This window comes from Corynebacterium neomassiliense, assembly GCF_900626215.1.
Lineage (GTDB): Bacteria > Actinomycetota > Actinomycetes > Mycobacteriales > Mycobacteriaceae > Corynebacterium > Corynebacterium neomassiliense.
On sequence record NZ_LR131106.1, the window covers coordinates 2,373,474 to 2,387,778 of the forward strand.

The window sequence follows — 14,305 nt, forward strand, 5'->3', positions numbered from 1 at the left end:
ATCGGGTCGTATTTGTTTATGTAGTATGTGCATAAGATTCGGCTAAGGATGTCTTGCGTGTTTTTGTTTTTTTTTTTTTTCAAAGCAGAAGGCGGCATCGGAAGGGGGAGTCCGCCCCGGGGGCTGGGAGATTGTAAAAAGAGACAGGCTTATGAGGGCCGCCTGCTCGACCGCCCCGACGAGGACGTCGTCGACCAGGGCCCCGCCTTCGACATCCGCACCCTCATGACCCGCCGCACCGTCCTCGGTGTCGGCGCCGCAGGGGTCGGAGTCCTGGCCCTGGCGGCCTGCTCCGACGGATCCTCGTCCTCGGCGTCCACCTCGTCCGCGTCCGCTGCGTCCTCGACCGGCGCGTCCACCGCGACCCTGCCCGACGCCGAGATCCCCGACGAGACCGCCGGCCCCTACCCGGCCGACGGCTCCAACGGACCCGACGTGCTCGAGGAGTCCGGCATCGTGCGCAGTGACATCCGCTCGTCCATCGGGGCCGACTCCCCCGTCGACGGCGTCCCGCTGGAGTTCTCCATCACCGTCACCGACATGGCCAATAATGATGCGCCGTTCGAGAACGTGGCCGTCTACGCCTGGCACTGCAACGCCGAGGGCCTCTACTCCATGTACTCCGAGGGCGTCGAGGACGAGACCTGGCTGCGTGGCGTGCAGGTCGCCGACGCCGACGGCACGGTGTCCTTCACCTCGATCGTCCCCGCCTGCTACACCGGCCGGTGGCCGCACATCCACTTCGAGGTCTACCCGGGCGTGGACGACATCACCGATTCCACCAACGCCATCGCCACCTCGCAGATCGCGATCCCGGAGGATGTCTGCAACGCCGTCTTCGCCCTCGACTCTTACGCCGGTTCCGCCGAGAACCTCTCGCAGGTCTCCCTGGAGACCGACAACGTCTTCGGTGACGACGCCGGCGCCAGCCAGCTCGCGACGATGAGCGGTGACGTCGACTCCGGCTACATCGCCTCGCTCACCGCCCGCGTCGACACCACCACCGAACCCACCGGCGGTGCCGCACCGGCCGGTGGCGGCGGTGAGGGTGGCCCCGGCGGTTCCGGTGGCCCGGGTGGCGCCGGTGGTGAGCCGCCGGCCGGCGAGCCCCCGGCCGGATCCCCCGGAGCATCTTCCGACTCGTCCACCGATTCCACGACCACCAACTGACCCCTTCCCCCTGAGCTTTAGGAGCCCATCATGTTCGCCAATCTCACCGGCATGCACGCCGTCGTCATCCTCGCCATCGTCTTCCTCCTCTTCGGTGCGGCGAAGCTGCCCGCCCTGGCCAAGAGCGTCGGCCAGTCCGTCCGCATCCTCAGGAAGGAGGTCAACGAGGACGCCCGGGACGCAGCGCAGGACGCCGTGGCTCTCGCCACCGTTCCCGCCACCACCACCGCTGAGCCGGTTGTCGCCGCCGTGCCGACCGCGCAGCAGGAGCAGCGGATCTCATGACCACCACGACCGCTACGACCAGCGTCGCACCCGGTGGTGCCGGTGACCCGGCGACCCGGGACCTGCCCCGCATGCCCCTGTCGGGGCACCTGAGGGAGGCGAGGAAACGGATCACCCGCTCAGCTCTCGCCTTCGCGGTCGCGGCGGTCGTCGCCTACCTGCTGTCCGACGCCGTGCTCGACGTCCTGCGCGCCCCGGTCACCGACATCGCCGAGACCCGTGACGCGGCCATCAACTACGACAGCATCACCGGCGCCTTCGACCTGAAACTGAAGATCGCCCTCTACGGCGGCATCGTCCTGTCGAGCCCGGTGTGGATCCACCAGCTCGTCGCCTACGTCTCCCCTGCGCTGACCCGCCGGGAGAAGAAGTACACCTACGGCTTCCTCGCCGGCGTCCTCCCGCTGTTCACCGCGGGATGCGCGGTCGGCGTGCTGATCTTCCCCCGGATGGTCGACCTGCTCACCGGCTTCGCCTCCGACGACGACAGCACCCTGCTGCAGGCGTCCTACTATTTCGACTTCGTGCTGAAACTCGTCCTCGCCGCCGGCGTGGCCTTCACGCTCCCGGCCTTCCTCGTGGTGCTCAACGCCATGGGTGTGCTGTCGGCGAAGATCATCGCCCACAGCTGGCGGGGAGCTGTGATCGGCATCATCGTCTTCAGTGCGCTGGTCACCCCGGCCGCGGACCTGATGTCCATGTTCCTCATCGCGGTGCCCATGGTGGTGCTGTACCTCGTCGCACTGGCCGTCGCCTGGCTGCACGACCGGAGGAAGAGAAGGAGTGAGCCGACATGCTAGGCCTGTCACTCGAGAAGCTCATCGTCATCGGCATCGTCGCCGCCGTGGTCATCGGCCCGGAGCGTCTGCCGCAGTACGCCTCGAAGCTCGCCGGATTCGTCCGCAGCTTCCGGGACTTCACCGCCGCGACGAAGGCGAAGGCCGAGTCCGATCTCGGCGTCCCGCTGGACACCGCGGAGTGGAACCGGCAGATCCGGCGGTACGATCCGCGCGTCATCGTCAGGGACGCCCTGAAGGATGACGCCCTGAAGGATGATGCTCCGCAGGACGCTCCGGCGGTCGTCGGAACCGACACCGCGTCCGTGTCTGAGCCGGACACCGCACCTGAACAGGACGTCACACCGGAGCCCGAGCCGGTCATGCGGGAACGCTGGATCGTGGTCGGTGGCACCTCGGGCCACCCGGTCCGCCGTCGCGTCCTCGAACCCGTGGCGGCCACCGTGCAGGCCACTGTGACGGACGCTGTGCCGGACGCCGCACCGGAGGACCCGGAAAGCGACGTATCCGATGACATCCGGCAATAATGGCTTCATGAGCTTCCACCGCCCGCACGAGGAACCCGACGCTCTGCGCCGGATCCCCGCCCGGGCGGCGGATCTCGCCGTCGTGGTACTCATCCTCGTGTCCACCGCACTGCTGGGTCCCCGTCCCTCCGGCGACCCCGGGCCACAGGCCCCGAGACCCGCGCCGGGTGACGGAGTCGGCTTCAGTGACATGACCGGCATCGACGATCCCGACAGGTTCTGGTTCATCGTCCCGGTCACCGCTGTCGCCGCAGCTCTCCTCATCCTGCTGCGCCGCCGCTGGCCGGTGCCGGTGATCGTCGCGACCCTCGTGCTCTACGTCATCACCGTCGTCCTCGAACTCCCGGTGTTCGGCATCGGCATCGCCGCGGTCGTGGCGTCCTACTCCGTGGCGACCCGGCGGTCCCGCACGACGACCCTGGTCGTCGGCGTCCTCGGTGCCTGTGTGGTCGCGGTGCTCAGCCTGCTGTACTCCGGCGAGCTGACCCTGGACCCGCAGGTCTTCCAGATCGCCGCCGGCATCGCCATCGGCTGCGCCCTCGGTGACAGCACCCGGTCACGCCGCGAGTACACCGCGGCGATGACCGAGCGGGCCGAACGTGCCGAACAGACCCGGGAGGCCGAGGCCCGACGCCAGGTCGCCGAGGAGCGGCTGCGCATCGCCCAGGATCTCCATGACACCGTCGCCCACCGCATCTCGGTGATCAGCCTGCACGCCGGGGCGGCGTCCGCGGCACTGGAACGTGACCCCGACAAGGCCCGCGAATCCCTCGGGACGATCCGCACCGCCTCCCGCGAGGTGCTCGGTGAGATCGGCGTCCTGCTGCGCTACCTGCGTACCGAGGACGGGCAGAGCGCCGCCGTGCCGCAGCCTGGCACCGGGGACATCGACGCCCTCATTACCACGGTGCGCGACTCCGGACTGGCGGTCGACTACAGTACCGAGGGCGATCTGGACCGGGTCGACGACATCACCGGCCGGGTGCTCTACCGTGTGGTGCAGGAAGGTCTCACCAACGCCGGAAAGCACGGGTCGGGTCACACCGTCACCCTGACGATCGGCGTCGGGACCGCCGGGGTGACCGTGACGGTCACCAACCCGGTGGCCGCCACCGACCGCAACCAGCCGGACGCACCCCACGGCGGGCTGGGTCTCACCGGACTGCGGGAGCGGGTCTCCGCCGCCGGCGGCACGGTACACACCACGGTGGACGGGACCTCGTTCCGGCTGGACGCCGAACTACCCCTCAGATGGCTCATGGATGAAAGGACACCCCGTGATCTCCGTACTCGTGGTCGATGACCAGGTGCTGATCCGTCAGGCTGTCAGCGACATCCTCTCCTCCCACCCCGACATTGAGGTCGTCGGCACCGCCGGCGACGGTGAGGAGGCGGTGGACCAGGTGGCGTCGCTGCACCCGGACGTGGTGCTCATGGACATCCGGATGCCCGTCCTCGACGGCATCGGTGCGACGGAGAGGATCTGCTCGGACCCTGCGAACACCGGAACCCGCGTCCTCATCCTCACCACCTTCGAGGAGGACGAGTACGTTGTGTCCGCGCTGCGCGCCGGGGCCGGCGGATTCATCGGCAAGGGGGCGGAACCCGAGGACATCATCCGGGCGGTGCAGGCCGTCCACGCCGGGGACTCCCTGCTCTCGCCGGCGGCGACCCGTGGCCTGATCACGAGGTACCTCGACGCGCCGGGCACCGGGACCTCCTCCGGGACGCCGGGTGCGCCCGGTGCGGTGTCAGAGGCCGCGACCCGCGCGCTGGAACGGCTCACCGAGCGGGAGCAGGAGGTCCTGCTGCGGGTGGGGCAGGGCCTGTCGAACCAGGAGATCGCCGAGGAGTTCTTCATCTCCCCGCACACGGCGAAGACGCACGTCAACCGGATCATGTCGAAGATCAACGCCCATGACCGAGCGCAGCTGGTGATCCTCGCCTACGAGAGCGGGCTACTGGTGCCAGGTGACTGACCGTTACTTCAGACCCTCGTCTATGGCAGACGCGGCCCGGGCCATCGCCTCGGCCTTCCTCTTCCGGTCCCGGTACACGAGGTAGACGACGAACCCGACCAGGATCAGCGCACAGACGGCGTAGATGAGGGTGGAGAAGCTGTCGATGGTGTCCGAGACCCGGTGGTAGTTCGCTCCGAGGAGGACGCCCAGCCAGATCAGCACCGCATTCCAGACAGAGGACCCGATGAGGGTGAGGACCGTGAACTTCACCAGGTTCATCCGGTGGACACCCGCGGGGATGGAGATCAGACTGCGGATGCCGGGGATGACCCGGCCGATGAGGATCGCGGCGTCCCCGAAACGGTCGAACCAGTGCAGTGCACGGTCGACGTCACGGCCCTCGGTGAGCCACATTCGCTCGGCGATCGCACGCAGGCGGTCCGCCCCGATCGCCGCGCCCAGCCAGTACAGCAGCCACGCTCCCGTCAGGGAGCCTGCGGTCGCCCAGATGAAGGCGGCCCAGGCGCTCATGTGCCCCTCGGTCGAGGCGAAGCCGGAGAGGGGGAGGACCACCTCGCTGGGGATCGGCGGGAAGACGGTCTCGATGAGGATCGCCAGTCCGACGCCCGGGGCGCCGATCGTCTCCATGAGGGAGACGATCCAGTCGACGACAGAGGTGATCACTACGGGGCCTTTCCGGGGCAGCGGGGGAGCGGGCGGGGACGACAGTTCCCCCCATGGTAAATGAGGGTCACGACGGACTGCCACCGGGCCGGGCTCAGGGGAGCCGCCGGATCCTCACCCCAGCAGGGACTCCACTGGGGCGAACCGGTCCCCGTAGGTGGCGGCGAGTTCCCGGGCCCTGGCCACGAACCCTGCCGTGCCCGTGGTCGGGTAGTCGTCACCGGCGTCCTGAGGCAGGGGAGCCGCGGCGGGACGGGCGTAGTTGGTGATGAACTGGCGGGTGCCGCCGGTCCAGGCCGGGTACCCGATGCCGAGCAGTGAACCGATGTTGGCGTCCGCGTCGGAGGTCAGCACGCCCTCGTCGACACACTTCTGGGTCTCCAGTGCCTCGATGAACAGCATGCGTTCGATGAGGTCGTTGAGGCTGGGTCCGTCCTGTCCGGCGGAGACCGTGGAATCCAGCCCGTGCCCTGAGGTGGCGTCCTCACCGTCGGGGACGGTGACGGGGGTGACGCCCAGTTTCTCCCTCAGCTCGGTGCGCAGGCCCTCCCACAGGCCGGTGCGCCGACCGTTGTCGTCGTAGCTGTAGAAGCCTCGCCCCTCCAGCTTCCCGGGCCGGTCGAAGACGTCGAGCATGGCGTCGACGAGAGCGGTGACACCACCGTCGTCGGTGGTGACGCCGGCGGCGTCGTTGGCGGCCTTCGTCTCTGCGCCGATCTTGCGGGCGAGCTTGAGGTTGAGTTCGTCCTGCAGCTGGAGCTGCGGGGCAGGGTAGCCGGCCTGGCGTCCCGCAGCTTCGATGACGGCCGGGTCCACGCCTTCGACGAGCATGCGCATCGCCTCGTTGAGGACGGTGGAGATGACCCGGGACGTGTAGAAACCCCGGGAGTCGTTGACGACGATGGGGGTCTTGCGGATCTGGCGGGCGAAGTCGAGGGCCTTGGCGAGGGTCGCCGGGGAGGTCTTCTCGCCGGAGATGATCTCGATCAGGGGCATCTTGTCCACCGGGGAGAAGAAGTGGAGGCCGATGAAGTCACCGTCGCGGTCCACGCCCTCGGCCAGGCCGGTGATGGGAAGGGTTGAGGTGTTCGATCCGAGGACACAGGTGTCGGGCACGGCAGCCTCGATCTCGGCGAAGACCTTGTGCTTGAGCTCCGTGTTCTCGAAGACGGCCTCGATGACGAGGTCGACGTCGGCGAGGTCGGCGTAGTCGGCGGTGGGGTGGATGCGGTCGAGCAGTGCGGCGGACTTCTCCGGGGTGGTCCGGCCCCGTTCGAGGGCCTTCGCCTCCAGTTTCTCCGAGTAGGCCTTTCCCTTGGCGGCGTTTTCGGCGGAGATGTCCTTGAGGACGACCTCGAGTCCGGACTTCGCGGCGACGTAGGCGATCCCGGCGCCCATCATCCCGGCTCCGATGACGCCGACCCTGGTGAACTGTGTGGCCGGGTAGGGGGTGCCGTCGGCCTGGACCGGGCGGGAACCGCCGCCGTTGCAGTGGTTGAGGTCGAAGAAGAAGGCCTGCATCATGTTCGTGGAGGTCGGTCCGGTGACCAGCTCGACGAAGTAGCGGGTCTCCACGGCGGTGGCGTCCTCGATGCGCTTGAGCTGCGCGCCTTCCACGGCTGCGGCGAGGATCGCACGGGGGGCGGGCATGGGGGCGCCCTTGACCTGCTTGGTGACGTTGGCGGGGAAGCTGGGCAGCATCGCTGCGAGAGCCGGGGTGGACGGGGTTCCGCCGGGGATGCGGTATCCCTTCCGGTCCCAGGGCTGGGACGCTTCCGGGTTGTCGGCGATCCAGGCGCGGGCGGCGTCGATGAGGCGGTCGGCGGGGACGATCTCGTCGATGAGGCCGAGTTCGAGGGCGTCGGCGGCGTTGAACTGCTTCCCGGTGGTGAGGACGCGGGTCAGTGCGGTGGCCAGGCCGAGCATCCGGGTGACACGGGTGACTCCGCCACCGCCGGGCAGCAGTCCGAGGGTGACCTCGGGGAGGCCGACCTTCAGTCCGCGGGCGTCGGAGGCGATGCGGTGGTGGGTCGCGAGGGCGAGTTCGAGGCCGCCGCCGAGGGCGGTGCCGTTGACGGCGGCGACGACAGGGACGCCGAGGGTTTCCAGGGTGCGGAAGTCGGCCTTCATGCCGTCGCACATTTCCCGGGTCGCTTCAGCGTCCGCGGGAGTGGTGGTGATCATGGCCTTGATGTCGCCGCCGGCGAAGAAGGTCTTCTTCGCGGAGGTGACGATGACGCCCCTGATCTCACCGGCGTCGACACCGGACTTCAGTTTCTCCACGGTCTCCGTGAGGGAGGCGCGGAAGGCGTCGTTCATGGTGTTGACGGGTGCGGAGGGGTCGTCGATGGTCAGGGTGACCACACCGTCGGGGTCGGCTTCCCAACCGAAGATGTTCTCGCTCATTGTGGTCTCCTTAGACTCGCTCGATGATGGTGGCGACGCCCATGCCGGCGGCGACGCAGAGGGTGACGAGGGCGTATCGTCCGCCTGAGCGGTGCAGTTCGTCGACTGCGGTGCCGGTGATGATTCCACCGGTGGCGCCCAGGGGGTGGCCCATGGCGATCGCGCCACCGTTGATGTTCAGTTTCTCGTCGGGGATGTCGAGTTCACGCTGGGCGCGCAGGACGACGGAGGAGAAGGCCTCGTTGATCTCCCAGACGTCGATGTCTTCTGCGGTGAGTCCTGCCTTGGCGAGGGCGGCGCGTGCCGCCGGGGCCGGGGCGGTGAGCATGATCGTCGGTTCGACGCCGGTCGTGGCCGCGGTGACGATGCGGGCGCGGGGGGTCAGACCGTAGCGTTTTCCGGCGGTTTCGTTGCCGATGAGCAGGAGGGACGCCCCGTCGACGATGCCGGAGGAGTTGCCGCCGTGGTGGACGTGGTTGATTTTCTCGACCTGGGGGTACTTGGTCAGGGCGACGGCGTCGAAACCGCCCTGGTCGCCGACTGTGGCGAAGGCGGGGCGGAGTCCGGCGAGCTTCTCGGGTGTGGTGCCGGGGCGGATGGTCTCGTCACGGTCGAGGAGGGTCAGGCCGTTGGCGTCCCTGACGGGGACGACGGAACCGTCGAAGCGTCCTTCGTCCCAGGCTGTGGTGGCGCGGGCGTGGGAGCGTGAGGCGTAGGCGTCGAGTTCCTCGCGGGAGACCCCGTCGAGGGTGGCGATGAGGTCCGCGGAGATTCCCTGGGGGATGAAGTCGTTGTGGAAGGAGGTGGTCGGGTCCATTGCCAGGGCGCCACCGTCCGAGCCCATGGGCACGCGTGACATTGATTCGACACCGCCGGCGAGGACGAGGTCGTCGAAACCGGAGCGGATCTTCATCGCGCCGAAGTTCAGGGCGGTGAGGCCGGAGGCGCAGTAGCGGTTGAGCTGGACGCCGGTGGCGGTGTACGGCAGGCCTGCGTTGAGTGCCGCGGTGCGGGCGATGTCCATGCCCTGGTCGCCGAGGGGGGTGACGACGCCGGCGATGACGTCAGCTACGGCGGCCGGGTCGAGGTCGGGGTTGCGGTCGAGGATCTCCGTGATGAGGCCGGAGAGGAGGTCGACGGGTTTGACGGTGTGCAGGGAGCCGCCCGGCTTCCCCTTGCCGCGCGGTGTGCGGACGGCCTCGTAGATGAAGGCTTCGGGGATTCCCGGAGCGGTTGCGTCGGTCATAGTGGTCCTCACGTGAAGTGTTGTCGTCCCGGTGTGCGGTTCTGCCGGCCCTGCCGGACCCGGTTCCGCCCGGTCGGTCAGGTGGCGGTGTGCGTCACAGGGACAACATACGGGTGCAACATGTGTCGCCGATCACTATAGCTTCTGCCGGGTGGGCGAGGGTGCGGTTTCCGTGTCTCGGGGGTGGTTTCTTTTAAGCCCCCTGCCTGCGGTTTTGTCTGGTGAACCTATGTTCGGAGGTGGCTGCGGGACGCTACCGCCTGCGCAGAACGAGCACCAGGTTCGAGACACCCGCCTCGCGCAGTCCGGGCACCTCTGTCATCCACCACGCCCACGACGGGTGGTACCGGGGGAAGGCCGCCACGGGCTCGGCGGGGTACGGGTGGTCGGTGCCGGTGACGGACTCCGCGTACCGCAGCCCGTCGGCGCAGGAGACCTCGAACAAGGACTCACCCCACCGGTTCTTCGGCGCATGCCCGTGCCGCCGTTCGTAGCGCCGGGCGGCGAACTCCCCGCCGATGTAGTGCTGCCACAGTCCGGTCTCGTGACCGCCGAACGGGCCCAGCCAGCAGGTGTAGGAGAAGACCATGAGCCCGCCGGGCCTCGTGACGCGCAGCATCTCGTCCGCCATGCGCCACGGGTCGGGGACGTGCTCGGCGACATTGGAGGAGTAGGTGAGGTCGAACGCGGCGTCCGCGAACGGCAGGTCCATGCCGGAACCCCGGACGGACGCCGAGACCCGGATTCCTGCGGCGGACATCTCGCCGGCGTCCGGCTCGCAGGTCACGTAGTTGTCCACACCTGCGGAGGCGAAGGCGCGGGCGAAGTAACCGGGGCCGCCGCCGACGTCGAGGATCCGCGTACCGGCCAGGGAACCGGTGTCTCCGGCGTCAGCCCACACGGCGGAGAGGACGCCGACCGTGTCCGCGGCGAGGTGCCCGTAGAAACGGTCGGGATCGGCCTGCTCGTACCGGAAGTCGGCGAGGAGGCGGAGTGAGCGGCGCAGTGTCGCGTGGCGGCGGAGGGTGGGGAGGGTGTTCCCGTGCATGTCGACATGGTCGCACACTGCGGAAGGCGGTTCTGACAGGGTCACCGGGAAGTGGTGAATGGAAACCTGGTCAGGACAGCGGGGCAGGTGTACGCTGCGGCGACCATGAGCACTCCCGGTATTTCTGGCAGTCCGGTCATTCCTCCGTTGTCCGCGCAGGATTCGCGCCCGCCGCGGGGTATCCGGACGCTGTGGTGGTTCCCTCCCGTGGTCAACGACCGTGCGGCCCGGACGACGGCGATGCTGGTCGTCGCTCTGTCTGTGGTGGTCCTCGTGTTTTCGCGGACCGGTTTCGCCACTGTGGCGCTGGTCCTCAATGTCCTGCTTTTCGCGGGTTTTGTGCTGCGTGTGCTCGCCGGTCCCCGGTTTGACCCGTTCGGCCAGTTGTCGGTGCGTTGGTTGGCGGGTGCGGTGTTCGGTGGGCCGGTGATGACGGCGGGGCCTCCGAAGCGTTTCGCGCAGGGGATCGGGGTGGTTTTTTCCGGGGGGTCGTTGATTCTGCGTGCGGTGGGTTGGGATGTCGCGGCGGATGTGGTGCTGCTGTTGCTGGTGGTGGCGGCGTCTCTGGAGGGCTTCGTCGGACTCTGCCTGGGGTGCCGGATCTTCGCCTGGTTGCAGGACCGTGGGGTGATTCCGGCGGATGTCCGGGCGGACTGCGCAGTCCGGTGACTGTCAGCCCGCGGTGCCCGCGGTGACTGCGGTGGCTGAGGCTGCTGCGGCTAGTGCCGCTGGTTCACTGCCGCGGCGAGGAGTGCACCGATGACCCCTACCGCCGCGAAGAGCAGGAACGCTGCGGTACCTCCGCCGGTGGCGGAGACGATCGCCCCGGTCACCGACGGACCGACGATGCCGCCGATCCGTCCGATGCCCAGGGACCAGCCGACGCCGGTGGTCCGGGCTGTGGCGGGGTAGGAGCGGGTCACCCACCCGTTGATGAGGGTCTGGGTGGCGACCGCCCCGTAGCCGGCGAAGGCGGCGAGGATGAGCAGCAGTGCCGTGGAGTCCGCTCCCGCGAAGCAGAGCACGGCGACGGCTCCGACGAGGAAGGACGCCGTGACCACGATCTTCGAGCCCCACCTGTCGGCGGCCACTCCGGCTGCGACTCCGCCGACGATTGCGCCGAGGTTGAAGCACAACAGGAAGTTCAGTGAGCTGGAGAATCCGCGCCCGGCGTCCTGCATGAGGGTGGGCAGCCAGGTGTTCGCGCCGTAGACGAACAGGAGTGAGCAGAAGCTCATCGCCCAGAACAGTACGGTGGTGGCGCGGAATGTGGGGGAGAAGATGATCTGCAGGCCGTCGCGGGCGGCGTGGCGTCGGTGTTCTGCGGGTGTGCCGGCGGGAACCTCCTGTGACTCCGGCAGCCATCGGCGTGCCGCGGGGAGGACTGTCACCAGCGGGAGGGCGGCGATGAGGTACATCCAGTGCCAGGAGAATGCGGGCACGACCCATTTGGCCAGGAGTGCAGCCGCGACGCCGCCGACCGGGTAGCCGGACTGCATGATGACGTAGGCGACGGCACGTCGACGGACCGGGGAGAACTCGGTGGTCAGTGCGGCTGCCAGGGGCATCACCCCGCCGAGACCGATGCCGGCGAGGAACCGCACGACGGCGAACACCTCGGGGCCGGGGGCGGCGGCGCAGAGGATCATCAGCACGCTGAACCAGGTGACGCAGCCGAGGAAGGCTCTGCGGCGGCCCCACCGGGCGGCGAAGGTGCCGACGAGGATGGCGCCGACGAACATGCCGACCAGGGCCGAGGATCCGACGAGGCCGGCGGTTCCCGAGGACAGTCCCCATTCTTCGCGGAGTTTCGACAGGGTGGTGCCGTAGACGACGATGTCGTAGCCGTCGAAGGCGATGGCGGTGCCGCAGACAGCCATGACGCCGTAGGGCAGCCGGTCGGGGGAGGTGCCGGTCGGGGTTGTCACGTCGGTGACGCCGACGGTGGAGGGGGTGCTCACGGTTCTTCTTTCGCACTGGGGCCCGGCCGGTGTGCCGGGCATGAGACTGACAGAATGGGTAGCCTACCCTGTCTGTGCTCCGTGCAGGGATCAGGCAGCTATGTGTGTCCGGGTGGCTGGCGGCATGGGTAACCTAACTGTGTTGTCTGAAATCTATCTACCCGTCGGACCGGCGAGGGTCGCGGGTCCTGAGAACTCCTCGAGGTGTTGCATGGTCATGGCTGGTGCGGCCGGTGGTCGGCGATCTGTGTTGCGGGAGGCGTGGCTGGACAATGTCACGGCCTATACGGACGTCCACGTGTTCTGGGTGGAGCACGGTCATGCCCGGGTGATGGTCGGTGGTGAGCTGTACCGGCTGGGTGAGCTGGAGGCGCTGCAGATTCCGCCGGGAGTGACGGTGGACTACATCCAGACGACTGAGGGATCAGTTGCACTGTCGGTGCTGATCCCTGCCAACAACTTTCCGGAAGTCCCGTCAGAGGTGGTTCGCGAGGTTCTGGACCGGGATGCCGCCGATGTGCTGCTGCACCTGTACGTCCGGTGGACGATGCCGGACTGGAAGGGGCACGACCCCCGCAACCCGCTCGCGAATCTGGGAGGAAGTACGGCCAAAACTGACGCACCACTGGTCAGTGGGTCTGAAATGCTGAATCGCTCCGGGTTTAATGGAGGGGCCAGGATTGCAAAGGAGCAACCCCATGCCCTCGAAGTACACACCCGAACTCAAGACCAGGGCCATCGAACTGGTCCTGCACGCACAAGCAGACCCCGACACCGCCCGCGGCGCGGTCTCCCGCATCGCCGACGAGCTCAACCTCTCGCGTGAAACCCTGCGGATCTGGGTGACGGAAACACAAGGAATCCGGCGCCACCACCCCGACGGAGTCGGTGGACCTGGAAGCAGAAAACCGCAGGCTGCGTAAAGAACTCGCCGAATCACAGCGGGCCAACGAGATCCTGAAGAAGGCCTCGGCTTTCTTTGCGGCGGAGCTCGAGCTACCCACACAAGTAGTCGTCGATTTCATCGACAACAACCGTGCTCACTACGGGGTCGAGCCGATCATCCGGGTGTTGGCAGACACACCCGCCCGCATCGCCGTGAGCACCTACTACGCAGCCAAAAGCCGCCCGGCTTCCGCCCGGTCCGTCCGGGACAACGAGGTCGCCGAGGCCTTGCACCGCATCTACGCCGACAATTACTCCTGCTACGGCGCGAGGAAACTGTGGGCTGAGATCAACCGCGAAGGAGTTTTCGGCCATGTTGCCCGTTGCACCGTGGAGCGGCTCATGGTCCGTGAGGGCATCCGCGGGATCCGTCGACGGGTGAAGAAACCCGCCACGCGCAGTGCCGATGCCGATGACTGCCCGGTCGACCTGGTCGACCGTGACTTCGACGTGGAGTTTCCGAACATGCTCTGGGTCGCCGACATCACCTATATCCCGACTCGTGCTGGGTGGGTGTACGCCGCATTCGTCCTGGATGCGGCATCCCGGGAGATCGTCGGTTGGCAGGTCACCAACCACCTGCGGGCCTCACTGGCCCGTGATGCCCTCGACATGGCCTTGTCCGCTCGTCTTCGGGCAGGTCGGGACGTGTCCGGGCTGATTGACCACTCGGATCGCGGAGTGCAGTATCGAGCGGTTTCCTACGGGCAGTCGCTGGCGGACTCGAAAGTCGTCGCGTCGGTGGGGTCCAAGGGTGACTCCTATGACAATGCGATGGCCGAGGCGTTGAACTCGGTGTTCGAAGCCGAGCTGATCGACCGGAGGGTCTGGCCGGCGTTGACGGACGTCATCGTGGAGACGTCGAAGTGGGTCGGGTGGTACAACACCCGGCGACTGCATTCGGCGATCGGCTACGTGCCGCCGGTTCAGGCTCATCGTCAGCTCATCGACAGGCAGGCCGTCGCGGCCTGGTCAACAGACAAACGACCCTCTACAAAACCCAGGGCTTGACCCACTGCCCCGGTCTGCGCTCAGCGATGGTCGCACCGGCGACGGGTGTTCTAGGCATTGGTATAGACGCCGAGGTGAACGCACCCCTGCCCGAGGACTCCTGGGCGGTGGTGAGCGTACCCGGAGAGGCCGAGATGCTCGCAGACCTCGGCGGACGGGCCGATGGTGCGTGGCCGGGAATCATCTGCTGACAGCCGTGAGTATCGGTACCTGAGGCCGGACGCAGAAGGTCTCCGGGCTCCTGAGCTTGAGGTCCATGCGGCT

The 14,305-nt window shown here is 67.8% G+C and carries 14 protein-coding genes; 9 read left to right on the forward strand and 5 right to left on the reverse strand.

What is annotated here, in order from left to right; all coding sequences use genetic code 11:
- Window positions 1-123: 123 nt before the first annotated feature.
- The 6 genes from E0E18_RS10390 to E0E18_RS10415 are packed head-to-tail and all read left to right on the forward strand — an operon-like array spanning window position 124 to window position 4,758.
- The gene (locus E0E18_RS10390) at window positions 124-1,170 is read left to right on the forward strand and encodes an intradiol ring-cleavage dioxygenase (RefSeq protein ID WP_237559814.1); all 1,047 of its coding nucleotides are present in this window, start codon (window positions 124-126) and stop codon (window positions 1,168-1,170) included.
- A 30-nt stretch (window positions 1,171-1,200) separates the two neighbouring features.
- Window positions 1,201-1,455: a twin-arginine translocase TatA/TatE family subunit gene (locus E0E18_RS10395; RefSeq protein WP_110482197.1), complete on the forward strand. Its 255-nt coding sequence runs from the start codon at window positions 1,201-1,203 to the stop codon at window positions 1,453-1,455.
- The gene (gene tatC, locus E0E18_RS10400) at window positions 1,452-2,255 is read left to right on the forward strand and encodes a twin-arginine translocase subunit TatC (protein ID WP_202616727.1); all 804 of its coding nucleotides are present in this window, start codon (window positions 1,452-1,454) and stop codon (window positions 2,253-2,255) included. The genes E0E18_RS10395 and tatC overlap by 4 nt, the downstream gene beginning before the upstream one ends.
- On the forward strand, window positions 2,249-2,779 hold the full coding sequence (locus E0E18_RS10405) for a Sec-independent protein translocase subunit TatA/TatB (RefSeq protein WP_130840684.1): 531 nt from the start codon (window positions 2,249-2,251) through the stop codon (window positions 2,777-2,779). The genes tatC and E0E18_RS10405 overlap by 7 nt, the downstream gene beginning before the upstream one ends.
- A gap of 7 nt (window positions 2,780-2,786) precedes the next feature.
- Window positions 2,787-4,082 (forward strand): sensor histidine kinase, encoded by a 1,296-nt coding sequence (locus E0E18_RS10410; RefSeq protein ID WP_161972273.1) that lies wholly within the window; start codon window positions 2,787-2,789, stop codon window positions 4,080-4,082.
- Window positions 4,042-4,758 (forward strand): response regulator transcription factor, encoded by a 717-nt coding sequence (locus E0E18_RS10415; protein WP_202616728.1) that lies wholly within the window; start codon window positions 4,042-4,044, stop codon window positions 4,756-4,758. Before E0E18_RS10410 ends, E0E18_RS10415 begins: the two co-directional genes overlap by 41 nt.
- A 3-nt stretch (window positions 4,759-4,761) precedes the next feature.
- Here the strand turns inward: E0E18_RS10415 and E0E18_RS10420 are convergent, their stop codons facing one another.
- From E0E18_RS10420 to E0E18_RS10435, 4 genes are all read right to left on the reverse strand, one after another.
- Window positions 4,762-5,424 (reverse strand): DedA family protein, encoded by a 663-nt coding sequence (locus tag E0E18_RS10420; RefSeq protein WP_130840690.1) that lies wholly within the window; start codon window positions 5,422-5,424, stop codon window positions 4,762-4,764.
- Between the two features lie 114 nt (window positions 5,425-5,538).
- A complete protein-coding gene (locus tag E0E18_RS10425; RefSeq protein ID WP_130840692.1) occupies window positions 5,539-7,830 on the reverse strand; it encodes a 3-hydroxyacyl-CoA dehydrogenase NAD-binding domain-containing protein in 2,292 nt (763 codons plus the stop codon).
- A gap of 10 nt (window positions 7,831-7,840) precedes the next feature.
- On the reverse strand, window positions 7,841-9,076 hold the full coding sequence (locus E0E18_RS10430) for an acetyl-CoA C-acetyltransferase (protein ID WP_066586493.1): 1,236 nt from the start codon (window positions 9,074-9,076) through the stop codon (window positions 7,841-7,843).
- Window positions 9,077-9,329: 253 nt separating this feature from the next.
- Window positions 9,330-10,124: a class I SAM-dependent methyltransferase gene (locus E0E18_RS10435; protein WP_110482622.1), complete on the reverse strand. Its 795-nt coding sequence runs from the start codon at window positions 10,122-10,124 to the stop codon at window positions 9,330-9,332.
- 105 nt (window positions 10,125-10,229) lie between these two features.
- Here E0E18_RS10435 and E0E18_RS10440 point away from each other — a divergent pair, with 105 nt between their 5' ends.
- Window positions 10,230-10,793 carry a DUF4395 domain-containing protein gene (locus E0E18_RS10440; RefSeq protein WP_130840694.1) on the forward strand — a complete coding sequence of 188 codons (564 nt, stop codon included), beginning with the start codon at window positions 10,230-10,232 and terminating at the stop codon, window positions 10,791-10,793.
- A gap of 50 nt (window positions 10,794-10,843) precedes the next feature.
- Here the strand turns inward: E0E18_RS10440 and E0E18_RS10445 are convergent, their stop codons facing one another.
- Window positions 10,844-12,085, reverse strand: a complete 1,242-nt coding sequence (locus E0E18_RS10445) for an MFS transporter (protein WP_237559740.1) — start codon at window positions 12,083-12,085, stop codon at window positions 10,844-10,846.
- A gap of 698 nt (window positions 12,086-12,783) precedes the next feature.
- On the opposite strand from E0E18_RS10445, the gene E0E18_RS10450 reads away from it, so the two are divergent.
- On the forward strand, window positions 12,784-13,008 hold the full coding sequence (locus E0E18_RS10450) for a transposase (protein ID WP_161972274.1): 225 nt from the start codon (window positions 12,784-12,786) through the stop codon (window positions 13,006-13,008).
- On the forward strand, window positions 12,974-14,041 hold the full coding sequence (locus tag E0E18_RS10455) for an IS3 family transposase (protein ID WP_130840700.1): 1,068 nt from the start codon (window positions 12,974-12,976) through the stop codon (window positions 14,039-14,041). The genes E0E18_RS10450 and E0E18_RS10455 overlap by 35 nt, the downstream gene beginning before the upstream one ends.
- Window positions 14,042-14,305 lie beyond the last annotated feature (264 nt).